The organism is Streptomyces lucensis JCM 4490, assembly GCF_014650035.1.
GTDB lineage: Bacteria > Actinomycetota > Actinomycetes > Streptomycetales > Streptomycetaceae > Streptomyces > Streptomyces lucensis.
In genome coordinates this window covers 781,770-804,521 of the sequence record NZ_BMUE01000001.1, presented here as the reverse complement: position 1 = coordinate 804,521, position 22,752 = coordinate 781,770, and the positions used below count along the sequence as shown (strand labels likewise).

22 protein-coding genes are annotated in these 22,752 nt (G+C 67.5%); 11 read left to right on the top strand and 11 right to left on the bottom strand.

The features are described 5' to 3' along the window. Positions 1-49 precede the first annotated feature (49 nt). The 6 genes from queC to IE177_RS03665 all read left to right on the top strand — a co-directional run bounded on the left by queC (position 50) and on the right by IE177_RS03665 (position 4,459). Positions 50-745 carry a 7-cyano-7-deazaguanine synthase QueC gene (gene queC / locus IE177_RS03690; protein WP_190013227.1) on the top strand — a complete coding sequence of 232 codons (696 nt, stop codon included), beginning with the start codon at positions 50-52 and terminating at the stop codon, positions 743-745. Beyond that, positions 745-1,380, top strand: coding sequence for a 7-carboxy-7-deazaguanine synthase (gene queE / locus IE177_RS03685; protein WP_190013226.1), 636 nt, complete (start codon positions 745-747; stop codon positions 1,378-1,380). Before queC ends, queE begins: the two co-directional genes overlap by 1 nt. Further along, positions 1,380-1,736, top strand: a complete 357-nt coding sequence (gene queD / locus IE177_RS03680) for a 6-carboxytetrahydropterin synthase QueD (protein WP_190013225.1) — start codon at positions 1,380-1,382, stop codon at positions 1,734-1,736. Before queE ends, queD begins: the two co-directional genes overlap by 1 nt. Before the next feature lie 4 nt (positions 1,737-1,740). Further along, the gene (locus IE177_RS03675) at positions 1,741-2,514 is read left to right on the top strand and encodes a GTP cyclohydrolase I FolE2 (protein WP_190013224.1); all 774 of its coding nucleotides are present in this window, start codon (positions 1,741-1,743) and stop codon (positions 2,512-2,514) included. 400 nt (positions 2,515-2,914) lie between these two features. After that, positions 2,915-3,430 carry a VUT family protein gene (locus IE177_RS03670; protein ID WP_190013223.1) on the top strand — a complete coding sequence of 172 codons (516 nt, stop codon included), beginning with the start codon at positions 2,915-2,917 and terminating at the stop codon, positions 3,428-3,430. 837 nt (positions 3,431-4,267) lie between these two features. Continuing rightward, complete coding sequence (locus IE177_RS03665; RefSeq protein ID WP_190013222.1) at positions 4,268-4,459, top strand: hypothetical protein; 192 nt, start codon at positions 4,268-4,270, stop codon at positions 4,457-4,459. A 501-nt stretch (positions 4,460-4,960) separates the two neighbouring features. Here the strand turns inward: IE177_RS03665 and IE177_RS03660 are convergent. The 3 genes from IE177_RS03660 to IE177_RS03650 all read right to left on the bottom strand — a co-directional run bounded on the left by IE177_RS03660 (position 4,961) and on the right by IE177_RS03650 (position 10,023). Beyond that, positions 4,961-6,859, bottom strand: coding sequence for a serine/threonine-protein kinase (locus IE177_RS03660; RefSeq protein WP_373305018.1), 1,899 nt, complete (start codon positions 6,857-6,859; stop codon positions 4,961-4,963). 263 nt (positions 6,860-7,122) lie between these two features. Continuing rightward, positions 7,123-8,538, bottom strand: coding sequence for an FG-GAP and VCBS repeat-containing protein (locus IE177_RS03655; protein WP_190013220.1), 1,416 nt, complete (start codon positions 8,536-8,538; stop codon positions 7,123-7,125). 57 nt (positions 8,539-8,595) lie between these two features. Beyond that, the gene (locus tag IE177_RS03650; RefSeq protein WP_229815876.1) at positions 8,596-10,023 is read right to left on the bottom strand and encodes an FG-GAP-like repeat-containing protein; all 1,428 of its coding nucleotides are present in this window, start codon (positions 10,021-10,023) and stop codon (positions 8,596-8,598) included. Between the two features lie 202 nt (positions 10,024-10,225). On the opposite strand from IE177_RS03650, the gene IE177_RS03645 reads away from it, so the two are divergent. Together IE177_RS03645 and IE177_RS03640 are read left to right on the top strand one after the other, a co-directional pair. Continuing rightward, positions 10,226-10,432 carry a hypothetical protein gene (locus IE177_RS03645; RefSeq protein WP_190013218.1) on the top strand — a complete coding sequence of 69 codons (207 nt, stop codon included), beginning with the start codon at positions 10,226-10,228 and terminating at the stop codon, positions 10,430-10,432. 282 nt (positions 10,433-10,714) lie between these two features. Further along, positions 10,715-10,957 (top strand): hypothetical protein, encoded by a 243-nt coding sequence (locus IE177_RS03640; protein ID WP_190013217.1) that lies wholly within the window; start codon positions 10,715-10,717, stop codon positions 10,955-10,957. Positions 10,958-11,410: 453 nt separating this feature from the next. Here the strand turns inward: IE177_RS03640 and IE177_RS34705 are convergent, their stop codons facing one another. Then, a complete protein-coding gene (locus IE177_RS34705; protein ID WP_229815889.1) occupies positions 11,411-11,629 on the bottom strand; it encodes a DUF3761 domain-containing protein in 219 nt (72 codons plus the stop codon). On the opposite strand from IE177_RS34705, the gene IE177_RS34700 reads away from it, so the two are divergent. Beyond that, positions 11,619-11,924 (top strand): hypothetical protein, encoded by a 306-nt coding sequence (locus tag IE177_RS34700; RefSeq protein ID WP_229815893.1) that lies wholly within the window; start codon positions 11,619-11,621, stop codon positions 11,922-11,924. The genes IE177_RS34705 and IE177_RS34700 overlap by 11 nt on opposite strands. 424 nt (positions 11,925-12,348) lie before the next feature. Here the strand turns inward: IE177_RS34700 and IE177_RS03630 are convergent, their stop codons facing one another. The 4 genes from IE177_RS03630 to IE177_RS03615 all read right to left on the bottom strand — a co-directional run bounded on the left by IE177_RS03630 (position 12,349) and on the right by IE177_RS03615 (position 15,244). Next, positions 12,349-12,849, bottom strand: a complete 501-nt coding sequence (locus IE177_RS03630; protein ID WP_190013215.1) for a nucleoside deaminase — start codon at positions 12,847-12,849, stop codon at positions 12,349-12,351. A 12-nt stretch (positions 12,850-12,861) separates the two neighbouring features. Next, positions 12,862-13,641, bottom strand: coding sequence for a radical SAM protein (locus tag IE177_RS03625; RefSeq protein WP_229815875.1), 780 nt, complete (start codon positions 13,639-13,641; stop codon positions 12,862-12,864). Then, complete coding sequence (locus IE177_RS03620) at positions 13,616-14,335, bottom strand: hypothetical protein (RefSeq protein WP_190013213.1); 720 nt, start codon at positions 14,333-14,335, stop codon at positions 13,616-13,618. The genes IE177_RS03625 and IE177_RS03620 overlap by 26 nt, the downstream gene beginning before the upstream one ends. Positions 14,336-14,719: 384 nt before the next feature. After that, positions 14,720-15,244: a lamin tail domain-containing protein gene (locus tag IE177_RS03615; RefSeq protein WP_229815874.1), complete on the bottom strand. Its 525-nt coding sequence runs from the start codon at positions 15,242-15,244 to the stop codon at positions 14,720-14,722. Positions 15,245-15,661: 417 nt separating this feature from the next. Between IE177_RS03615 and IE177_RS03610 the strand changes: the two genes are divergently transcribed. After that, positions 15,662-16,642 (top strand): alpha/beta fold hydrolase, encoded by a 981-nt coding sequence (locus IE177_RS03610; RefSeq protein ID WP_190013212.1) that lies wholly within the window; start codon positions 15,662-15,664, stop codon positions 16,640-16,642. Between the two features lie 60 nt (positions 16,643-16,702). Here IE177_RS03610 and fxsT read toward each other — a convergent pair whose 3' ends face one another. Both fxsT and ku read right to left on the bottom strand, forming a co-directional pair. Then, complete coding sequence (gene fxsT, locus IE177_RS03605) at positions 16,703-19,351, bottom strand: FxSxx-COOH system tetratricopeptide repeat protein (RefSeq protein ID WP_229815873.1); 2,649 nt, start codon at positions 19,349-19,351, stop codon at positions 16,703-16,705. Positions 19,352-19,700: 349 nt separating this feature from the next. Next, the gene (ku, locus tag IE177_RS03600; RefSeq protein WP_229815872.1) at positions 19,701-20,735 is read right to left on the bottom strand and encodes a non-homologous end joining protein Ku; all 1,035 of its coding nucleotides are present in this window, start codon (positions 20,733-20,735) and stop codon (positions 19,701-19,703) included. A gap of 54 nt (positions 20,736-20,789) precedes the next feature. On the opposite strand from ku, the gene ligD reads away from it, so the two are divergent. After that, the gene (gene ligD / locus IE177_RS03595; RefSeq protein ID WP_190013209.1) at positions 20,790-21,677 is read left to right on the top strand and encodes a non-homologous end-joining DNA ligase; all 888 of its coding nucleotides are present in this window, start codon (positions 20,790-20,792) and stop codon (positions 21,675-21,677) included. Between the two features lie 203 nt (positions 21,678-21,880). Here the strand turns inward: ligD and IE177_RS03590 are convergent, their stop codons facing one another. Next, complete coding sequence (locus tag IE177_RS03590; RefSeq protein ID WP_190013208.1) at positions 21,881-22,684, bottom strand: nuclease-related domain-containing protein; 804 nt, start codon at positions 22,682-22,684, stop codon at positions 21,881-21,883. Between the last annotated feature and the right edge of the window lie 68 nt (positions 22,685-22,752).

Here is a 22,752-nt window from a genome sequence, read left to right as displayed (position 1 = left end):
TCGCCTGCCTCAACTGAGGCAACTGGACATCAGACAAGGGAGTGACAGCATGGATCGTCCCGCGATCGTGTTGCTGAGCGGCGGCCTGGACTCGACCACGGTGCTGGCCATCGCCAAGGACCAGGGATTCACTCCCTACGCGCTCAGCTTCCGCTACGGTCAGCGCCACTCCATCGAACTGGAGGCAGCCCAGCGAGTCGCCCAGGCCCAGGGGGTGGCCCGGCACGTCATCGCCGACATCGATCTGCGGGTCTTCGGCGGCTCTGCCCTGACCGCCGACATTGAGGTGCCCAAGCACGAGTCGCTCCAGGACACGCCCCAGTCCGGGGTACCGATCACGTATGTGCCGGCCCGCAACACAATCTTCCTGTCGTTCGCGCTGGCCTTCGCCGAGACCGTCGGCGCCAGCGACATCTTCACCGGGGTCACGGCCGTGGACTACAGCGGCTACCCCGACTGCCGCCCCGAGTACATGGAGGCCTTTGCCACGATGGCGAACCTGGCCACCCGAGCCGGCGTCGAAGGCACCTCCAAGATCACACTGCACTCCCCCCTGATGACACTGTCCAAGGCCGACATCGTCCGCGAGGGCCTGCGTCTGGGCGTGGACTACTCCCTGACCTCCTCCTGCTATGACCCCGACGAGCAGGGACATGCCTGCGGCAAGTGCGAGACGTGCCTGCTGCGCCTGAAAGGCTTCGCCGAGGCTGGCGTGAAGGACCCGGTCCAGTACCAGAGCGCCTGATGACCTACCTGATCAAGGAAATCTTCTACACCCTCCAAGGGGAAGGCAGTCACGCAGGACGCCCTGCCGTCTTCTGCCGCTTCTCGCGCTGCAACCTGTGGACCGGCCGGGAGCGCGATCGCGCCCGCGCCATCTGCCAGTTCTGCGACACCGACTTTGTCGGCACCGATGGCGAAGGAGGCGGCCGCTTCACCACCGCCGACGACCTGGCCGCCGCCGTGGAAGCTGCCTGGCCCACTGCCGATCGCGCACACCGGTTCGTGGTGTGTACCGGAGGAGAACCCCTGCTGCAGTTGGACGAGGACGCCGTCAACGCCCTCCACGACCGCGGCTTCGAAGTCGCAGTGGAAACCAACGGCACCCGTCCGGCGCCCCAGGGTATCGACTGGCTGTGCGTGAGTCCCAAGATCGGCTCCACATTGGTCCTCACTCACGGCGACGAACTCAAGCTGGTCTATCCCCAGGTCGGCGGTGACCCCGCCCAGTTCGAAGACCTCAACTTCCGCCACTTCAGACTGCAACCGCTGGATGACGCTCATCGCGAGGCCCACACTCGCGCCGCCGTCGAGTACTGCATGAAGAACCCGCGCTGGACACTTTCCCTCCAGACGCACAAGTATCTGGGAATTCAGTAATGGAAATCTTTCGCGAGTTCACCTTCGAAGCAGCCCACCGCCTGCCACGTGTCCCCGAAGGACACAAGTGCGCCCGCCTCCATGGCCACTCCTACAAGATCACCGTGCACGTCGAAGCGCCGGTGGATGCAGAAGCCGGCTGGGTAATGGACTTCGGCGACGTCAAGCGCGCATTCCAGCCCATCGACGCACAACTAGACCATTACTACCTGAACGACATCGAAGGATTGGAAAACCCCACCAGCGAGAACCTGGCCCGCTGGATCTGGGACCGGATGATCGCCGAACTCCCCGCCCTGTCAGCGATCACCGTGCGCGAGACCTGCACCTCCGGTTGCACCTACCGAGGCGAGTAGCGGCATGCACGACATCCAAAACGAGGCCGACCCCCGCGGCATCGCCATCGACGAAGTAGGGATCAGCGGCCTGCGCTACCCCGTCACGTTCGATGACGGCCACACGCGCCAGAACGGCATCGCCGACATCAGCGTCACCGTCGGCCTTCAGGCCGACCGGCGCGGCACCCACATGAGCCGCATGATCGCCCTGGTACACGAGGAAGCAGCCACCCTCGCCCCCCAGGAGTTGCCCATCACCCTCAAACGAGGGCTGGAGCTGCTCGAAGCCCCCACCCTGACACTGACGCTGTCCCTGCCCATCGCCACGACCGTGACCGCACCCGCCAGTAAGCGACAGTCGTGGCAAACCCACGACGTCACCATTACCGGCCGCATCACCGCCGACACCTGCACCGTCGCCACCACGGTGACCACCGACGTCACCAGCCTGTGCCCGTGCTCCAAGGCCATCTCCGACTACGGTGCCCACAACCAGCGCAGCGAGATCACCCTCACGGTCACCGGGACCACCGATGCGCCCTACCCCCTGGCGATCCACGAAATCGTCGACCTGCTGCGCAACGTCGGCTCCGCCCCTGTCTTCCCCCTCATCAAGCGGCCCGACGAACGCGTCGTCACCATGCAGGCCTACGACCATCCCGTCTTCGTAGAAGACATCATTCGCGACATAAGCCTCCAATGCCGCGAAAAGGGTCTTAACCATGCGATCCGGGCGAAGAATCTGGAAAGCATTCACAGCCACGACGCCATCGCCAGCCTGACCCACACCGACTGAACCCACGTCCTCGCCCGCGCCCCAGGCCGGAACGGGGGTTACCATCCCTTCCCCACGCCGTACCTGCCGCGGCGAGGCGCGTGGTTCCGCCCGAGCCCGCGGAAGGCGTCCACTGGCGGCTATGCACGCGCCCGGCGCCGCGTAAAGCGAGCCAGCACCCGCGACGCTGTCCGGCGCACCCGCCGTCGAGAGACCCACCCGAGTCCCTCAGCGCGACATCGCCGTCTGATCACGCGTTCCTTGCACACCCCGGAACCAGGCACTTGCCCCAGCACTGCAGCACGGACCTACGCCTTAAGGATGTCAGTGCCGTGCGCTGTACTGTCTGCACGTTCGCCCCACCGCCCGTCCGCCGCTGGAGCCGAGCGCAGCACCCCACCACCGAGACAGAAAGTAGATCGTGAAAGCCCCCGCTCCTGCCGGCATCGCCACACTCATCGCCTACATCGCCACCATCCCGGCCGCCAACATGGCCGTCACCCACTTCGGCGCAGTACCCGTCGGCCTCGGCTACGTCGCACCTGCCGGCGTCTACCTCGTCGGCCTGGCGCTTGTCCTGCGCGACTTGGCACGCGAGGCGACCGGCCGTGGCGCCATCCTCGCCGCCATAGCCATCGGCACCGTTCTCTCCTATCTCCTCGCCGATCCCAGCCTCGCCACTGCCTCAGCGGTCGCCTTCGCCGTCGCTGAAACCATGGACTTCGTCGTCTACGAACCCCTGCGCAAGCGAGGACTACTCGTCGCCATACTCGCCTCGAACACCGTCGGACTTCTCGCCGACAGTCTCCTGTTCCTCCACCTTGCCTTCGGCTCCCTCAGTTACCTGCCTGGACAGATCCTCGGCAAAACGTGGATGACCCTCGCGGCCGTCATAGTCCTGGCTCTACTGCGCCGCCGTGACCGCGTTATCGCCTGAAGGTCACAGCCTGCCATCCACGCATGGCAGGAAACCTCACCGCAATCGCCTTCGCTCAGGTCTCCACAGGACAGGCCCTGTCGCTCAAGCGGCCGCCCGCAGGCGTACGCCTCAGGGCCCCTGATCGGGGGCGAGCTACCGCACCCTGGCCATCCGCGAACTCCTCGCGCTGCTGGACCCCAGTCTGCTGGCCTCGCAAGCGTGCCTTCTGGCGTCTGCTTGCCCTGGGGTGACACAGACTCTGCTCTCGGCCTCCATCCAGGCACACTAGGTGGAAGGTAGGCGAGGCGGCCTTCGAAGCCGCGCCGTAATCCTTGGCCGCCGACCACGCCCGGTAGACGACAGCCTGGCTGCGAGAGGCTTTGGACGGTGTCCAGTTACGATCACCCCTCGCGCCACGCGGGTCTGGGACGTGCGCCAACTGCGTGACTACGCCGACGAACAACCGCGGACGTCTGCGGACCATCAGTTCAGGTGAAGAACACGTCGCCCCTAGGCACCTCTCCCACCCAAGTTGCTTCGGGACGAAGATGTCGTCATGCGGCTCTCACGGGGAAGGGACCTCCGCGCGTGTGCCGTCGTCGCAGAGACGCGAAGCCGCAGACAAGGGGCTGCAACTTGGCTGCGAGTAGGGGGAGTTGACCTACTTCTCGGTAACTCGCTACCGTCTCAGTAGCATTGAGGGGCCCCACTCTGGCTTACCAGGGTGGGGCCCCTTTTTGTCCTCTTCTGCACAAGCTGGAGAGGGGCGGGGGCGTCGCCGTCATCAGGTTCCTAGGCCGCGAGAGCGGCGACGCCCCACCACGAAGGGGGTTACCTATCAACTACCAGCATGACATGTCTGTCAACGCGAGCCAGGACGGCCAGGCCGGTGTCCAGGGACGCCCGGCTTCCACCCCCAGGCACATTCGCGTGTCCGTCGGCAAGCACTTCGACCTGTCCGTGTCTCTGTCGGTGTCGCCGGCCTTCCTCACGCTGCTGGCTGCGGCTGCGGGGGTCGCGGGCGGAAACTACTGGTTCCTGCTGTGAGACTGAACTGTGTTTGAGCGCATGGCCTGGCGCAGGTATCGGCGCCAGGCCATGGACCATTCGTGGACGACGTGAGCCCGGCAGTGTGATTTTGGCTCTGTGACCAGCAGGTCTTCTGCTAGCCGAAGCGCCCTCCGGAGCCGTGTGCGCAGGTTCGAATCCTGCCGGGGGCACTCGCCCAGGATCAGCAGAGATCAAGCGCTGACCAGGGCGGATGCCGACCGGAAAGAGCGGGAGACAGTCTCACTGTCTCCCGCTCTTTCTCGTTGTTGCGCACCGATCACCTGTGAGGAGCGTGTGGGCCACACACGCCGGCCACCACCCTTCCTCGTGACCCCCCGCTAGATCTGGCACAGGTGTGACATGAAGACTTCTGATCCGTTTTGACACACCGGTAACGACGGCCCTGAGCAGACCTTGACGGCGGAACCCTGCCGGTCAGGGCATCGAGGCTACTCGGCTACGCTCCCGCGCCGCACGGATGGATCTGGTTCTCTGCGACTACAGCGAAGCGGGAGTTAGCCTGGAAGTCAGTTTTTTATTGTCGGATCGGTAAACATCGCAGATCACGTAGTGGAACCCGTGTTTCCAGGTTTCTTCGTCAGGCAAAATGGTTCCAATTGTGTACCTACTGGAGTCGTAAGCGGATCCATACTTTTTAGCACAATCATCGCTTTGTGTGGATTGCTCTGTCGAGTAGCTTCTGCCGTCAGGCGCCTTCCAGAAACCCGCCACTTGCACATCGTGCGAGGTATTGCACCTTGCTAGGTATAGGTACTCCCAACTTTTGTCTTCCGTGACCTTGTAACAGTCGCCTATTTCTGCGTTCTGCGGCGAGATCTGGTCGTCGACCTTCCGGAAAGTTCCTACCGATCCCCAAATATTTGCCGCCTTGTTGAAGATAAGGCATGCGGTGCTGTGTACGCCACTCCTCCACCCTTGTTCCGTTGGCGGCAATGAGTAGTATTCGGCGTCGGCCATCGCATTGACTGTACTCATCGACTCCGACTCGCAGCGATAGTATCCATTTGCTTGCGCATCCGAGAGCGAGCTTGCCGCGTTGGATGCGAGTACCTGACCATCTGGGGTACCGTTCGCGCAGTCTGCGAAGGTCAACCGTGGTGGCTTAGTTTCAAATCTAATTCCTGTCCACTGGGCCTTGACGCAGTCGCCGGGGCGAAGTCCTCGGGTCAGCCCAACAGCGTCACCGTATGGTTTAATAGGGCCAGTTGCGGAGTGACTTTCGGCAGGACTAGCATTCGGCCTCCTTGTTGAAGGGCTGGAGTTCGCTATTACAAGCCACGAAACAAGGCCAAGGACGAGTACTGTGGCGACGATGATGCAGCGAGTCCTGCGCCCCTTCGCCCGATTAGATCTGGGCTCAGTACAATTGCGGTGCCGTCGCGACCAAACCGCTCTTGAGCGTGGTTTCCCTGGAGGCGCTTCGGGCTCGTACTGGGGTTCGAGGGGAGAGCGCTTCGCAGACGGATGACTTACCTGTGTGACGGTTGCTTGCTGCGTTTGGGGGCCTTCCGTCGTAAGTTGGGTGAGCAGCTGTGCTGCTGTGTCGGGGCGGAGTCTCTGGTGCGGGTCTTTAGCTAGTAGGTCGAGAAGGATGGGTGCTAGATTGCCCGCCCGGCGCAGTGGTGTGGGCTCTTCGGTGAGAAGCGCCGTAAGCGTGCCTACGGGGGAGCCACGATCAAAGGGGCCATGGCCTTCGACTGCAAAGTAGAGAGTCGCTCCAAGTGAGAACAGGTCCGATGCGGGCGTCGGTTCCTCACCGCGGGCACGCTCCGGAGCGAGGTAGCTGGGGGTTCCGATGATTCCCGAGACGGTGGTCAAGCGAGGCTCGCCAGCGTCTTCCCGAAGCGAAATGCCATAGTCGGTCAACAGCACCCGTCCGTACCCCTGACTGCTGAGTTCGTAGGGATCGGTACTTGTGACCAGGACGTTGGAGGGCTTGACATCCCGGTGCAGAATTCGCAATCGGTGGCCCGCGGCCAAAGCATCAAGCAGCGCCAAGCCAATGCGGGCCGTAGCAGTCCGAGGCACCGGACCATCATCGCGGACCACTGCCTCAAGGTCTCGGGCCCCCGGCACGTACTCCATGACGATCCACGGCAAGCCATCGTCGACGACGCAGTCATACACGGTCACCACGTGTGGATTGCCGCGGAGCCGGGCGGAGTGTCGTGCCTCGCTGCGGGCTCTGGCGATGCGTGCGTTCAGCTCATTTTCGGGGAGATCGGGTGGTACGGCTAGTTCCTTGAGCACGACGTCGCAGTCGAGTTCTTGGTCGTTGGCGAGCCAGACGCGGCCCATGCCACCGGCACCTAGGCTGCCTAGCAGTCGGTAGCGCCCGGCGACCACGCGGCCTGCGCCGTCACCTGTCTTCGCCATACCAGCTTCCGCCTGGTCGAACATGAACGGCTCTACAACAATCTTCTCTCTGCCTCCAGCCAAGTGCATATTGAGGCGCATTGCCCCACCGATGCGCCTCACGACGGAACCGCGGTTTGGCACGCGTCCGACTTCCTGCGTCTGCCGACGCAGCCGCCCTGCGCACGGTCACCTGTGCGCCGAGTAGCAAGCAGGGCGGTGGCGCGTGGGTCTCGTGCCCTGCGACTCGCCACCGCCGCCCGGGGCTGTCCCGAAGGGACGGGTCAGCGTGCCAGCCACGTGCCGAACATGACGCCCTTCTCCGGTGCGCCGAGTGCCTTGGGGCCGAACGACGTGATGCCGGTGACCGTCAGGCCGCCGGCCGCGCCCCGCAGGTGCCAGGCGGCGCCGGAGTCGGCGTAGGTGTTGTCCTCCAGAGGCGCGGTGGCCGTCAGGTCGGCCTTGCCGTCCTTGTTGGTGTCCGACAGCAGGACCTGGCTGCCGAACTTGTCCTCCTTCTCGGAGACGCCGGGCACGCCGGTCGTGGACTGCTGGAAGGCCTGCGCGCCAGTGCCGGTCAGGCCGGTGCGGGAGCCCTTGAGCAGCACCGTGCTCCCCGCGTCCGCGACCGACCCGATGTCCTCGCCGGGGATGCCGACCGCGACGTCCGCGTAGCCGTCGCCGTTCACGTCGCCCGCGCTGATCGAGGAGCCGAACTCGTCGCCCTTCTCGCCGACGCCGGGCACGCCCGCCGTGTCCTGCGTGATCTTCGCGGTGCGGGTCGTCGAAGGCCCGTTCGCGGTGCCGTACTTGATGAGGATCGTGCCCTTCTGGTACGGCATGTCCTCGAAGTTGTTGCCGATGTCGCGGACGATCAGGTCGCCGTAGCCGTCCTTGTCGACGTCCGCGATCGCCCCGCCGACGGAGGCCGCGAGCGGCTTCGGGGTGGTGCTCACGCCGTCCTTGCCGCCGGCCCAGAACTTGCTGCCGTACGCCATCTCCTCGAAGCCGTGGTTGGAGACGATGTCGTCGGCGCCGTCGCCCGTGATGTCGCCCGTGACGAAGCCGCCGGGGCCGAAGGTCCGGCTGGTGGTGATCGCCTGGGTGCTCGCGGCCTTGCCCTCGCGCGTGAAGGGGCCGTAGGAGATGAGCATGCCCTGGTCGTCGTTGTCGGGGTCGTCGCTGCGCGGGAAGTCCACCGTGACCAGGTCGCGCTTGCCGTCGCCGTTGAAGTCGCCGGCGGTGACGTGCCCGCCGTTCCAGAGCAGCTCGGTGCTGCCCTGGCCGGACAGGCCTGTGGCGGAGCCCCACAGGACCACGGCCTTGCCGTCGTAGCCGTTGACGACGAGGTCGGTGTACCGGTCGCCGTCGAGGTCGGCGGCGGCCGTCTCCTGACCGAAGCGTCCGCCGTTCCGCGGGTCGCCGGGCACGCCAGGGGTGGCGCGGCTGAAGGTCTTGGCGTGCGCGGTGTCGGGGCCCGACGCGGAGCCGTAGACGACCGTCACCCGGCCGGGCGTCGTCTCCTCGTAGCCGCCGACCGCGGAGAACACGAGGTCGGCGTACCCGTCGTGGTTGAAGTCGACGAGCGGCGTGCGCGCCGCCGCCGCCGGCGCGGCCGAGGCCGAGCCGGTGGCGGCGACGAGCACGAGGGGCGTGACGAGCGTGGTGACCGCGAGAGCGGCCGCGAGAGAGCCTCGCACTGATCCTCCAGAAGAGAGAAAGGCAGGGAAAAGGGAAAGTGAGGGAAGGGGAGGGGGTCAGCCGCCGAGCGTGTGGCCGAACTTGGCGTCCTTCTCGGGGGCGCCGAGCTTGGCGGGGCTGAGCGTGCCGGCGCCCGTCGTGGTCAGGCCGCTCGCGGAGCCGTAGAGGTTCCACAGGGCCCCCGAGTCGGCGAAGGCACCGTCCTCGCCGGGGGCCGTCGCGGTCAGGTCCGCCTTGCCGTCCTTGTTCAGGTCGGAGAGGCTCACCTGGCGGCCGAAGTCGTCGCCCGACTCGGAGACGCCGGGCACGCCCGCGGTGGACTGGCTGTAGGCGATCGCGCCCTTGCCGGTCATGCCGCCGGCGGCCTTGGACGCGCCCTTGAGCAGGATCACCGCGCCGGTACCGGTGGCGGCGCCGAGGCTTTCGCCGGGAACGCCGACCGCGACCTCCGCCCTGCCGTCGCCGTTCACGTCACCGGCGCTGAGGGACGCGCCGAAGGCGTCGTTCGCCTCGCTCGCCCCGGGAACCCCCGCGGTGGCCTGGGTGATGACCTTCTTGCGCGTGTTGCCCGGCCCGGTGGAGCTGCCGTACTGGATGGTGATGCTGCCCGGGGCGGAGTCGATGACCTCGGTGACGGAGCCGATGTCGCGGGTGATCAGGTCGCCGTAGCCGTCGCCGTCGACATCGCCGACGGTGCCGCTGTACGCCGTGCCGAGGGTCTTGGAGGTGTGGCCGACGCCGGTCCTCGACCCCTTCCAGAAGCGGGCCTCGTGCTGCATCTCCTCGAAGCCGTGCGTGGTGACGATGTCGTCGACACCGTCACCCGTGAGGTCACCGGTGATGAAGGAGCGCAGACCCGAGGGGCCGTCGCCCGTGGTGATGCTGTCCTGGGTGCGCGTCTTGCCGTCGCGGGTGAACGGACCGTACTGGATCGTCATCCCGGAGACGTCCGGGTCGTCGCTCGGGTCGGAGTTCACGACGAGGTCGCGCTTGCCGTCGCCGTTGAAGTCACCGAGGGCGAACTCGGAGTACCGGTAGGGCAGAACGGTGTTCTGGCCGGTAAGGCCGTCCTTGGAGCCCCAGAGCACGGTCGGCTCGCCTTCGTCGCCGCCGCTCGTCACGAGCAGGTCGGTGTACGAGTCGCCGTCGAGGTCACCGGGGAGCGTCTGGACGCCGAAGGCGAAGGTGCCCTGGAGGTCGCCGGGGACGCCGGGCGTGGCCCGGCTGATCATCTGGTGGCGAGCCGTTCCGGGTCCGGAGGCGGTGCCGTACACGACCGAGATGTAACCGGCCTTCTCCACACCGCCGACGGTGCCGAAGGGCGCCGCGACCGCGAGGTCGGCGTGTCCGTCGTGGTTGAAGTCGGTCATCGGCGTACGGGGCGGCACGGGCGCGGCCGACGCCGTGCCGGAGGCGGCGAAGAGCGCGAGGGGGGTCGCGAGCACGGTGACGGCGATCGCGGCGGTGAGAGTGCGGCGGGGCACTGTGCCTCCTGTGCGGAACGTGTGTGACGTAACGGGAGACGGACCACTTCGACTGAAGGTTGTACGTCGCAGTAACTCCGTTGCGAGATGCGGACGTTCCATCGAGTACGGCGGCCGTTCACCTCGCGACCGCCCAGGCGCGCGACACCGGCCCGCGGGGCGAGGCCAGGGAAGGGGCGGGGTGGCGCGGGCGAGGATGTCGATGCAGGAGTCGCTCCGGCGCGGGCGGCGGGCGGGCTTCGTGGGTGGACGCGAGGAACTGGGGGCGTTCCGGGAGAACTTCGACCTGCCGGTGGACGACGACCGCCCCCGGTTCCTGTTCCACGTGCACGGCCCGGCGGGCGTCGGCAAGGTCCAGGTCTTGGATGATCTTCAGCCCTCGCCGATCAGGACCTCGACCAACTCCTGATTGCAGCGCTGCCGCGGCACTTCGGTTCTACGTAACCGGTCAAGGCGGCTCTCTCCTGTCCCCGCCACGCTCCAGCGCGGCCAGCGGCCGTGCCGAGCGAGCACTGCAGCCGCTCACAGGTTGGAGCGGTGGCCTCCAGAGGGGCCTTCCAACTTCCTTAGGGGTCATCATGACCCGTCCGGCCGAAGTTCCTTCTCGCCCGGGTGCGTGCCCGCCCCATTCCCTGCACGCTGAGTACGCGTCACCCCTTCCGTCTCCCAGAAAGGTAGATCGACTATGGCTGTGGATACGCAGGAGCAGTCGCTGCTCCAGGTCCTGGACGAAATCTGCACGCCGGATTACTTCGGTCGCACCGTACTCTCTTCGGTTCTCCGGAATGCCGCCGGCAAGATCCGCGGAAACGGTGGTCACGTCGAGTTGTCGGCCAAGATCTTTGTGTCCTTCTCGGAGCCGGAGGCCCGCTCCGCCGGCACTATCTGTTTCCACACTGATGGCGTCTGGATCTGCATTACCCCAGACCAGTGATCCGCCCGGCCCGTGTGGCTGTGAGATCTGGCTGCGATGCTTCGTCGCAGGCAGTCCAGCTACTGAACAGGCTCTGGTCGGCACCCCGAAAGCGTGGCTGAGGCCGGTACCGATGCAACGGGGCACGCGTGTGGTCAGTCGGCGCCCTGTGCCGCTTGCAACGAGCGCATGTGGCGGTCTGTGGAACGGGAACTTGAGAGTTCCCTCCAGTGACACCCCGAGTGCGAGGACCTTGAAGCTCGGTCCTTCGCGGGCCAAGCCCGTTCACCATAGTCGCGCCAGTCGCGTCGCCTTCCATCCCGCCTCACGCTCCTGTCCGGACGGGACGACCAGGCGTCCTGACATGCCGCGCGGGCCCAGAGGCCCCGGCGGGGCGGGGCCTGCCTCCCCTCTGCGGCGAGGCAGGCGGTCCCGTACTCACACCCCGGCTGGGGCAACGAGCTGAGACGCCGGCTACCGGTAGAAGACAGCCACGCCGCCGTGGTGCGAGCAGGCGCCCTGATGGTGAGCGGCGTACGAGTACGTACCGTCATTGCACAGAGCCGTCGCACCTCCGCCCGCAGAGCCGGAGCCGCCCGACGAGCTGGACCCGCCGCTGGACGACGAACCGCCGGACGTCGAACCGCCGGACGTTCCCGACCCCGCTGCAGCGGCGTGCGCGGTGACGGTCACCTTCACCTTGACCTTGACCGTCTTCGTCACTGTCGGCGCGGGCTTCGGCTTCGCGGTCTTCGTCGCCGTGGCTGTCGCGGTGGCTGTCGCGGTGACCGTCGCCGTGGCCGTCGGCCGCGTCTTGTCGTTGGCCACCGTCTTCGTCGCGTTCCGGTTCTGGCCGTCGGCGCCGGCACTGCCCAGCCCGATGATGAACGCAAGACCCAGGGCGGGAAGTACGAAGCGCTTACGGGCCCACTTGGGAGCGGGACGGACGGCCGGTGGTCCAGGCGGAGGCTGGAACGGCGGCGGTTGAGGCTGGTAGTGACTCACAGGACCCCCCCTGCTTAAGCGCGTGAGGGGTGAAACTACCTATGCCGGTCCGTCAGATGTGAGAGAGTGGTGAAGAAAGTGATCCAGTTGTGACGTTGCGACTCTCGTCCGTCCCCGCAGGCCGCCATCCCCCGTGCGCCCGAGCCGTCGCCCCGCCGCTCAGTCCCCTCCGGTTTGATGACAACCGGAGAAGTGGCCCAAGAGGGGCGGCTCTTACAGACGAGCGCCCCGTCCACCGCGGGGCCGGCCGATGGGCGGGCTCTGGCGTCCTACACGGCGCATGAGCTGCCTCGTCAGCCGGGTTGAGGCTCCTGGACAGGACGTCAGGGGCCTCGGGTGCGGGCACGCTGTCCGCGTCCCTGCGTCGTACACGGCGATCCTGGTTCATCTCATCGCGCCGGCCGTTGTCAGCGCGAGAGGGAGAACAGCTCCAGGCATTCCTCCCTGCGGACCTCTTCGTGCAGCTCGAGGAAGGGGAGTCCGGCTTGGACGACGTCTCTCGCCGGCATGCGGATCTGGCGCCACGTGTACTTCTCGTCAGGGTGTTCGCGCGACCAGTTGATGGCGTCCGTCTGCGTCGCCCCGTAGGCGATGCCGCGCATCTTCGCCCAGATCGCCGCGGAGGTGCACATGGGGCACGGCTCCAGCGTGGTCACCAAGTAGGCGTCTGGTAAGTACCTGGAGCCGAGCCGTTCGGCGGCTTGCCTGATCGCGGTGATCTCGGGGTGGCCGGTGGGATCGTGCCCCTGAATCAGCGCACTGCCCGACTTTCCGATGATCTCCCCTTCCCTGATCACCACGGCCCCGAGGGCATAGTTTCCGGACGCCGCCGCCTGCCGGGCCAGACGGAGACATTCGTCCATCCCTTCAAGGACTTCGATGTCGATTGTGCCGGCATTCACCTTCATCACAGACCCCGCTCAGACGTTGGGCAACAAGTGCTCTCTGTCGCAGATCTTCAGGTCCTCACCCTCCGTGGCGCGTTCGATCCAGAGAGAGCCATCGTTCTCCACTACCCAGTAGTCGCGGTTCCGGATGTCGATGCAGTGCACTTTTATGATTCCCGCAAAAAGCTCGGACAGTTCCGCCACACCCTTGTATACCGCCTCCAGCTCGTCAGGCAGGAAATTGAAGGCGCCACTGCGCCTTGCTCGGCCGCGACTGACCACCGGGATGAAGCTTATCTTCGCGGCTCCGACCTCGCACGCAAAATCGACCATCTCCCTCATGCCGTCCGCATTACTGGGGGTGACGACCGTATTTATGGACATCCCTACCTTTCTTTTTATCACTTTGTCGATATTTGCCATGATCTGAGTAAACGATGTGCGATGCAGTATCTGATCGTTCTCGGCGGACGGCCGGTGGATGCTGAATTTGAACTCGCCGCCGCATAATTGCGCGGCAGTCACGGCTTCGTCCGGTACGTCGAAGCCGTTGGTGATCACTACTGGTTTGAGGCCGGCTTGGCCGATCGCGTCAATGATCTCCGCGAGATCACTCCGCACGGTCGGCTCTCCCCCTGACAACTTGAGCGACCGCACTCCTCGCGCCGCGAAGAACCGCGACAATGCGATGATGTCCGGCAGTGAGAGTTCAGTGCGGCCGGGTGGCGGAGCCTGGCAGAATGAGCACGCGACATTGCAACGGCGCGTGACACGCAAGCAGACCGAGCTAGGAAGTGCCCGAAGTATTTCCATGGCTGCTGCTCTCCAGTTCTGTAGAGAGTTCGAGCATGTTGAATACATGGGACATCTGTTCGGCGAACTGCTCGGCGTACCCGAGGCAGACCTGGACCGCGTCGGCCGAAGCGGCCTCGTCCGGGAGCTGGGTGCCGTAGAAGACGATCACGCCACGCGGTGCGTGACTCATCTCGTGGCTGTTCGTCAGTGAATCCAACCGGAGGACCGGGCATGCGAGCACCCACCGCTGCTGGGGCTCGATCATTCTTCCCACGTCCGGCTCGTACCAGTTCGAGTGGTCGTCAGGCAGCTCTTCGTAGAGCGGTACCCGGTCTCGGAACGCCTTCCCGCTCACGATATGAGGGGTGTCTACGTAGATGCGAGTGAAACCGAACTCGCGCGGCATCCGGATGTTCAGAACAGCAAGGTCGCGGTCCTGCCTGATGTAGTAGCGCCCCTCCTGATCCTTTTCCGCGACGAAGTAGCGCGCATTGCATGGGATATTGAGGGTCTTGGCCACCAGTTTGCAGACGATCGTCAGCATTCCCTCGAGAATGCGCCGCTGCCGTTGCTGGAGCGTCGCGTAAAGTCGCCTGAACTCGTCTTCCTGCAAAGTACGCCACCTCCATGCAGCGGTTTCCCCGGCTATCAGCGAAGCGATACCCAGACCCAGGAGCAGGTTACTCCACCGTAATGAGGTGAGCGAGGTCATGTAGCCGTTATGAGCCAACTGATCGGTGTAGACGTTGATCCAAAGACCCACGAGTGTCGCAGAGGACACGGATGCACACAAGCGCACTGCTGCCATTTTGGGTAACATCACGGAGATCTTTCTCTGGCCTTACGTCAGTCCAACATGTGATCCGCCTTTCATGGAGGGCGCACAGGGGGCGTGCGGTCACATGTGAGAGCACTCGCACGTGGTCGATCTCGTCCGCCTGACGCTGCCGTCACTTCCGCAGCTGGGGCAACGCCTGAATCCGGGATTCCGGAGCAACGGGCACGGTCGCGTGAAAGCGGGCCACCCCGCACAAGGGGTGGCCCGCCCATCAGCTCGTACTCCCTCACCGACCGGCGTCAGCCGCCGGTCCGGGGGTCAGTGGCGGTGTCCGCCGCGGTGGTCGCCGTCGTGGTGGCGGTTGTCGCCGTCGCGGCGGTGGTCGCGTCCCCAGGAGACGGCGTCGACGAGGCGGCCGCGGTCGTTGCGCAGGATGGCGGTGTCGCGGTTGTTGTCCCACACCTCGTGGCGCCTGGCCTGGAACAGGTCGGTCCGGGTGTCCCGGCCGTAGCCGGTGTGGACGCGGACCGTGGCCCGGCCCGCCAGCCATACGTGGCGGAAGGTGTAGGTGCGGCCGTCGGCGTCGGAGAGCGTCCAGCCGCTCAGGTTCACTGCCCTGCGCGTCGAGTTGGTGACGTCCACCCACTCCCTGTTCAGGGAGCGGCTGGAGCGGTCGTCCATGCCCGGGGCGTCGGCCTGCACGTGGCTGATGTAGACCGCCGTATGACGCTGGTGGCCCCAGTGCTGGTCGGCCGCCCCGGCCGGCAGGGCCACGGCGCCCACGGCGGCGGCCGCGATCGCGGTGGTGGCGGTCAGGCGACGGACGGAAGAAGCAACGGACACTTCGGTCCCCCTTCGAGGGTGCCCACACCAGCCGGCCAGCCGTGAAACGGCAGGTCAGGCGGGTGCGTGGTGCTGGTGTGTGGCCGGCTGGCCGCACACCCACACCCTGCACCCCTCACCCCCACACTGTGAGGTAAATGCGAAGGGTATTACTGATCCGACAGATTTCTGTAACTGTCGCCTGCAATGTCCATCTATGTTCTGAATGCGCGGCGTTGACGGGAGCGGAGTGAGCCGCGCCCGGAATTGAGGGTTCCAGGCAACCACCCGCCAGCATCCGCCACCCCACCAGCGGGAACGCGTTCACCCGAAAGTGAGTAACAACGGACGCCCTTAGGCAGGATCGGTGTCGAGGCTGCGGAGCGGCGGGCCGTGGGCGTTCGCCGGGCGGCTGACCAACAGTCATGGGAGAGACGTATGCCGGAGCACGTCGCGCAGGTCACGCACCGGGTGGTCCCCTCGCCGGGCGGCCGGATCCATCTCGTGGAGCAGGGGGCCGGGCCGTTGGTGCTGCTCCTTCACGGCTTTCCGGAGTCCTGGTACTCCTGGCGCAGGCAACTGCCGGCGCTCGCGGCCGCGGGGTATCGCGCGGCCGCCATCGACGTCCGCGGTTACGGTCGTTCCTCCAAGCCCGCCGCTGCGGACGCGTACCGGATGCTCGACCTGGTGGAGGACAACGTCGCCGTGGTGCGCGCCCTGGGTGGGGAGCCGGCGGTGGTCGTCGGCCACGACTGGGGCTCGGTCGTCGCCGCGAACTCCGCTCTGCTGCGGCCGGAGGTCTTCCGTGCGGTGGGCTTACTGAGCGTTCCCTACGTCCCGCGTGGCGGGCCCCGGCCCAGTGATGTCTTCGCTCGGATGGGCGGGGACGAGGAGTTCTACATCTCGTACTTCCAGGAGCCGGGCCGCGCCGAGGCCGAGATCGAACCCGATGTGCGCGGTTGGCTCGCGGGGTTCTACGCGGCTCTCTCGGCCGACACCATGCCCGCGCCCGGCGCTCCCGTTCCGTACCTCGTCAGCCGGGGCGGCCTGCTGCGGGACCGGTTCCCCGTGGGTCGGCTGCCGGCCTGGCTCAGCGAGCGGGACCTGGACTTCTACGCCGCGGAGTTCGAACGCACCGGTCTGACCGGGGCTCTCGACCGCTACCGGAACATGGACCGGGACTGGGAGGACCTCGCGGCCTTCGACGGTGCTTCCATCGCGCAGCCGGCCATCTACATCGGCGGCGGCCTGGACGCCTCCACGGCGTGGCTGGCCGACGCCGTCGCGGCGTTCCCGGTCACGCTGCCGGGCCTCGTCTCCTCCCACCTCCTCACCGGTTGCGGCCACTGGGTCCAGCAGGAGCGACCCGCCGAGGTGAACCGGCTGCTCGTCGACTGGCTCGCCGCGCTGCCCTCCTGACGGCTGCGTGCACCGTCCGGTGGCGGACGTTGTGTTCGGCGGCCGAGTACCGCCCGTCCTTCAGCGCCGCTTGGAGGCCTTGCGGCCCTTCGCGGGCTTGCGGCCGCGTTGGAGCTTGTGAGCCTCGCGCAGCTTGCCCCTGGCAATCAGTACCGTGGCGAGGTTCTCCGTCAGTCCCTTGGACAGAGGATGATCAGCTCCAAGAGTTCGGCAGCTCCGCGTGCGCGCGTCCCTGAGCAGTTGTTCGGCCTCCGGGTACCTCCGCGAGCTCGCCAGGCTGACGCCCAGGGACTGCGCCGAGAGCAGGGTGTCCGGGTGATCCACGCCGAGGACGCGGCGGCGCCGTTCGAGATTGTCCTCGGCGATCCGGTGGTCCTCCGCGAGTTCACCGAGACTGTGCAGGGCGTTGCTCAGGTAATGCGCCGAATCCAGAGTGTCGGGGTGATCCGCGCCGAGGAGGCGGCGACGCTGCTCGAAGATCTCCTCGGCGATGCGCTTGGCCTCGTCGTACTCACCGAGACTGTGCAGAGTGACACCGAGGGACTGCGCTGAGTTCAGCGTGTCGGGGTGGTCCGCGCCCAGGACGCGGCGACGGCGTTCGAGAGTGTCCTCGGTGATGCGGCGGTCCTCCGCGTATTCCTCCAAGTGGAACAGGGCGCTGCCCAGAGCGTGTGCCGAGGCCAGGGTGTTTGGATGATCCGGTCCGAGGATGAGGCGACGCCGCGCGAGGATGTCCTCGACCATGCCCCTGGCCTTCTCGTATTCACCGAGGTAGAACAGAGCGCTCGCCAGGGACTGAGCCGAGTGCAGGGTGTCGGGGTGGTCGGCGCCGAGGGTACGGCCGCGGCGTTCGAGGATGTCCTCGGTGATGCGTCTGGCCTCGGCGTAGTCACCGAGGTTGCCCACGGCGAAGCTGAAGAGCTGGGCGCAGGTGAGGACGTCCGGGTGGTCCGGGCCGTGGACGGTGGACCAGGTGGTGTGCAGGCTGCCGGCCAAGTCGTGGGCCGCGCGCGACTGACCGCTCTCGATCAGGTAGTCGAGTGCCTGGAGTATGGTGCGGCGCAGCTCCGGGTGCTCGGTGGCGGTGTCCTGGAGTGCGACGAGGTGGGCGGTGAGAGCGGCCCACTTGGGCCAGGACGCCGGCGTGCCGGGGTCTCCGGGGTCGACCGTGGCGAGGATCGTGCTGACGTCGGCGTTGATCCGGGCTCTGTCGGCGGTGGGGGTGTGGTCGCGCAGGATGGCCTGGGTGAGCCGGTGCACCTGGAAGGTTCCGTAGCCGAGGCGGGCGAGGCCGAAGCGGGCCAGGGCCTGGAGGTCCTGCTGGGGCCACAGGATGTCGTCGGGGTCGACAGTGACCGTGGCGAGGTGCGGGCCGGCGTTCTCCAGCCAGTCGGTGGGGATGGGATCGGGGCCGAGGAACGCACCGATACGGAGGAGGGCGGCCGCGGCGGGGCAGTCGTCGGCCAGGCGTGTGGCGGCGATGGTGACGGTCGCGGCGAGGGGTGAGGAGTACTCGGCCGGCGCGCCGTGGGCCAGCAGTTCCCTGGCCTTGCCCGCGAGCAGCTGGCGGTACCTGTCCAGGCTCACGCCGGTGGTGAGGGTGCCGGCTGCCTGAGCGAGGGCGAGGGGGAGGTCGCCGAGGTCGGAGGCGAGCGCGTCCGCCTGGTCGGGGGTGATGTCGGGCAGGCGGGTGGTGAGGTAGGCGGTGGATTCGTCGCGGGTGAAGACGTCCAGGTTGTGATCGGCGGCGCTGCCCTTCCAGCCCGCACTGCGTGAGGTGATCAGGACGTGGCCGGGCCCCGTGGGGAGCAGGTCGCTGAAGTGGTCCGGGTTCTGCGCGTTGTCGAGGATGATCAGCCAGCGGTCGTGGGTGCGCAGGTGGTCCATCAGGGCGCGCGTGTTGTGTTCGGCGCCGGCGTCGGGTTTGGCGATGCCGAGGCGCGTGGCCAGTTCGGTGTAGTGGACGGGGAGCTGGTCCGCCTGTTCGGCGTCGATCCACCACACGATGTCGTACTGGCCGGCGAAGCGGTGGGCGTACTCCAGGGCGATCTGCGTCTTGCCGATGCCGCCCAGTCCGCGCAGGATGAACCGGCCGCCGCGCAGGCCTTCGCGCACCTGCGAGATGACCTCCTCCCGGCCCGTGAAGTAGGGGGTGCGCCCGACCGAGACCTCCCACACCTCGGGGCGGTCCGGGGCGGCGGAGGGGCCTGGGCCGTCGGGGGTACGCGCCCCCGGGAACGCCGGGGTGCCCGCGGGATTGGGGGCGTCCGGGGCGTTGGGCGGGAAGGCGGGTGTGTCGATGTCCGCGGTGGGACCGTTCACCGCTCCCAGCAGCGCCTTGGCGGCGGCGCTTTCGCCGAGGCCGTACAGGTCCGTCCAGAGCAGGGGCGCGAAGTGGGCGGGTACGTCCACCGTGAGGGGTGCCAGGACGAGGGGGACCATGCGGCCGCGCCGCGCTGCCACCGCGTTGCGCTCCTCACGCGTCCAGCGGTCCGGGCCGAAGTAGTCGTCGGAGTAGAGGGCGACCACCACCGTCGCGCGTGCCACGGCGTCGCTCATGCGCTGGATGAAGTCGTCGCCGGTGCTCCAGTTCCACACGTCCAGCTCGACGCGGTGGCCGGCCTCGCGCAGGTGCCAGGCCACCCACTTCGCCCAGGCCCGGTCGGGCTTGGCGTAGCTGATGAAGACGGACTCCGCTTCCTCGGTCACCAGTTGCCCCCCTGCCTGTCTGCGACCGCGCATGCGTCCCGCGCACTCACGACGCTGCGGATGGTTCCCTGTATACCGTGGACACGGCCCGCGGATCACGCGGATCACGGCAATCCCGGCTTCGGGTAACGGTGTTGTGGTCGGGGGCGGGCGGCGTCGGGGGCGGATGAGGGCGCGGTCGGGGCGGGCACGGGCACGGGCAGGAGCCGGCGCGGTCAGGAGCCGGTGCGGTCAGGAGCCGGTGCGGTCAGGGGCCGGCTCGGGCAGAGGCGTGCGCGGGCACGGTCAGGGGCGGACGGAGTGGTGACCGGGTGTCTGTGCCGCGCCCTTCGATGCCGTCGGCGACGCCTCACGCCGAGCGTTTGCGCGACACCGTCTTCTTCGCCGCCGTCTTCTTCGTGGTCGCCGCGCTCTTCGCCGTCGACTTGGACGTGCTCTTCGCGCTCGCGGTCTTCTTCGTGCCCGCCGTCGCCTTGGACGTCGACTTCCGAGCCGGGGCCGTCTTCTTGGCGGCCGCCTTCGTCGACTTCTTGCCTCCGGTCTCCTTGGGCGCGGACCGGCCTTGCGGGAGGGATCTGACCTCGGCCTCTGCGGCTGGCGTGTCCACCCCGCGCGACTCGCGGGCCGCCCGCACGCTGTTCTCCAGGGCCGCCATCAGGTCCAGCACCTTGCCGCCGGTGGCCGGGGCCGGCGCCTCCGGGGGCGCCTCGCCGGAGGTCTTCGCCGCGATGACCTCCTCCAGTGCCTCCCGGTACTCGTCGTGCAGGTCCTCCAGGTCGACCTCGCCGAGGGTGTCCATGAGGGCGTCCGCGAGGTCGAGCTCCTTGTCGCGGATGGTGACGTCGGTGTCGGGGGCCACGCCCTCGGGGGCGCGTACCTCGTCCGGCCAGAGCAGGCCGTGCATGGCGATGGCCTCGCCGACCACGCGCAGCATGCCCAGGCGCTCCCGGCCGCGCAGCGCGTACTTGGCGATGGCGACCTTGTTGCTGCGTTTGAGGGCCTCGCGCAGGAGGGTGTACGGCTTCGCGGCGGGCGCGCCTCCGGCCGCGAGGTAGTAGGCCGCGCCCATCTGGAGCGGGTCGATGCGGTCGGCCGGCACGAAGGCGACGATCTCGATCGTGCGAGCGGTGGGGATGGGCAGGTGGGAGAGGTCGTCGTCGCTGATCGGAATGATCGATCCGTCGGCGTCCTCGTAGCCCTTGCCGATCTCGGCCTGGCTGACCTCGCGGTCCTCCAGTTCGCACACCTTGCGGTAGCGGATGCGGCCGTTGTCCTCGGTATGGATCTGGCGGAAGGCGATGGAGTGGCTCTCCGTCGCGTTCACCAGCTTGATCGGGATGCTGACGAGGCCGAACGAGATGGCGCCGTTCCAGATCGATCGCACGTGCCGCACCCTCTCTTTCCCGGTTTGCTCCAGTTCATATGGAATTGTCATCCTATGACGCCTATCACGGAGGTGGAGGGGCGGCGGGTCGCGCTCAGCAATCTGCAGAAGGTGCTCTATCCGGAGACCGGCTTCACCAAGGGGGAGCTGCTGCACTACTACGCGACCACCGCCGGCGCCCTGCTGCCGCATCTGCGCGATCGCGCGGTGTCCTTCCTGCGCTACCCGGACGGCCCGGAAGGGCAGCTGTTCTTCGCCAAGAACGTGCCGCCCGGTACGCCCGAGTGGGTCACGACCGCCGAGGTCGTGCGGTCGTCCTCCGAGGGGCCGGCCCGGATGGTGGTGGTGCAGGACCTGCCGAGTCTGGTCTGGGCGGCGAACCTGGTCACGGAGTTCCACACGCACCAGTGGCTGGTGCGGAACCCGGACGAGGCCGATCGGCTGATCTTCGACCTCGACCCGGGCGCGCCCGCCACCGTCGTCGACTGCTGCGAGGTCGCCCTGTGGCTGCGGGAGCGCCTGGCGGCCGACGGGATCGAGGCGTATCCGAAGACGGCCGGGTCTAAGGGGCTGCATCTGCTGGCGGCGGTGCGCGGGAGTTCGTCGGAGCGGACCTCCGAGTACGCGAAGGCGCTGGCGGTGGAGGCGGAGCGGGCGATGCCCCGGCTGGTGGTGCACCGGATGACGAAGAGTCTCAGGCCGGGGAAGGTGTTCGTGGACTGGAGCCAGAATGCTGCGCGCAAGACGACGGCCACCCCTTACACGCTGCGCGCCCGTGCGCTGCCGATGGTGTCCGCGCCGGTGACCTGGGGGGAGGTGGAGGAGTGCCGGGCGCCCGGCCAGCTGGAGTTTCTGGCGGACGATGTCGCGCCGCGGCTGCAGGATCACGGGGATCTGCTGGCGCCGTTGCTGGATCCGGGGCGGGCGGGTGAGTTGCCCTAGGGGTGCGTGGGTTCCCCAAGCTTTTCGGTTCCATGGGAGCTCTGGGAGTTACGGGGGTTTCCGCGGATCTTCTCGCCCCCGCCGCCCCTGCCCGTCCCGACCAGGGGACTGCCGTCCCCTGTGACCCCCCTGCTGGGGCTACCGGCCAGGGCCGCGTCACCCTGAACGGGGGGTGTCCTCGAACGCCGGACGGGCTGATCCCTTCACAGCCTGCCCCACGTGTTCCGGTCCCGGGCGATCGCGTGGAGTGCCTCCACGTCCGCCGGTTTCAGTACGCCGCCGAGGCGGCCCAGGGCGTCGAGTTCGGGGTCCTGGAGGATGCGCACCCCGCGCGGCTCGGTGGTCAGCGTCAGTGTGGCCGGGCCCGCCAGGGCCAGGAGGGGGCGGACCTCGGCGGTCAGGGCGTGGGAGGCGCGGTCGGCGACCGCACGCAGGCGGCGCAGCAGCGGTTCGGCCTCGCGGCGGCCCACCGTGACCATCGGGTCGGCGACCAGGACCCTGGCCTTTCGGGCGTACAGGGCGTGGACGGCGTAGAGGCCGCCGGGGCCGATCAGCAGGTGGTGGATGCGGGTGCCGCCGGGGAGCTGGACGGAGTGCAGGGTGCGCCAGCCGGCGCCGTCCAGGCGGTCCAGGGTCTCGCCGACGGTCTGCTCGGCGGTGAGGGCGTGGCGGCGCGGGTCGGGGCGCAGCCGGCGGACGGGGCCCGGGTCGCGGTCGAGGGCGACGAGGAGCGCCTCGCCGGGGCGGTTGGGCGCCAGGTCGTCGTCCGGGTGCAGGGTCAGCCGGGCGAGTTCGGCCGGGGTCGGGACCGGAGGTGGGCCCACGGTCACCGGGCCGGTCACGAACGGTCGGAGGACGGCGAGCACGGCGTCCCTGCTGTCCTCGCCGAGCAGGTTGATCCGGCCCGCCTCACGGTCGTACCAGGCGACGTTGCTGCCGTCGGGGCGGCAGACGTACAGCCGTTCCCGTCCGTGCCGGAAGGCCGGCACCACGCGCAGTCCGCTCATGCGCCATCACCCCTCGACCATGGGAACAGGCGGGGTGCTCCCGGGGCAAGAGCGGTTACCTTGGATGA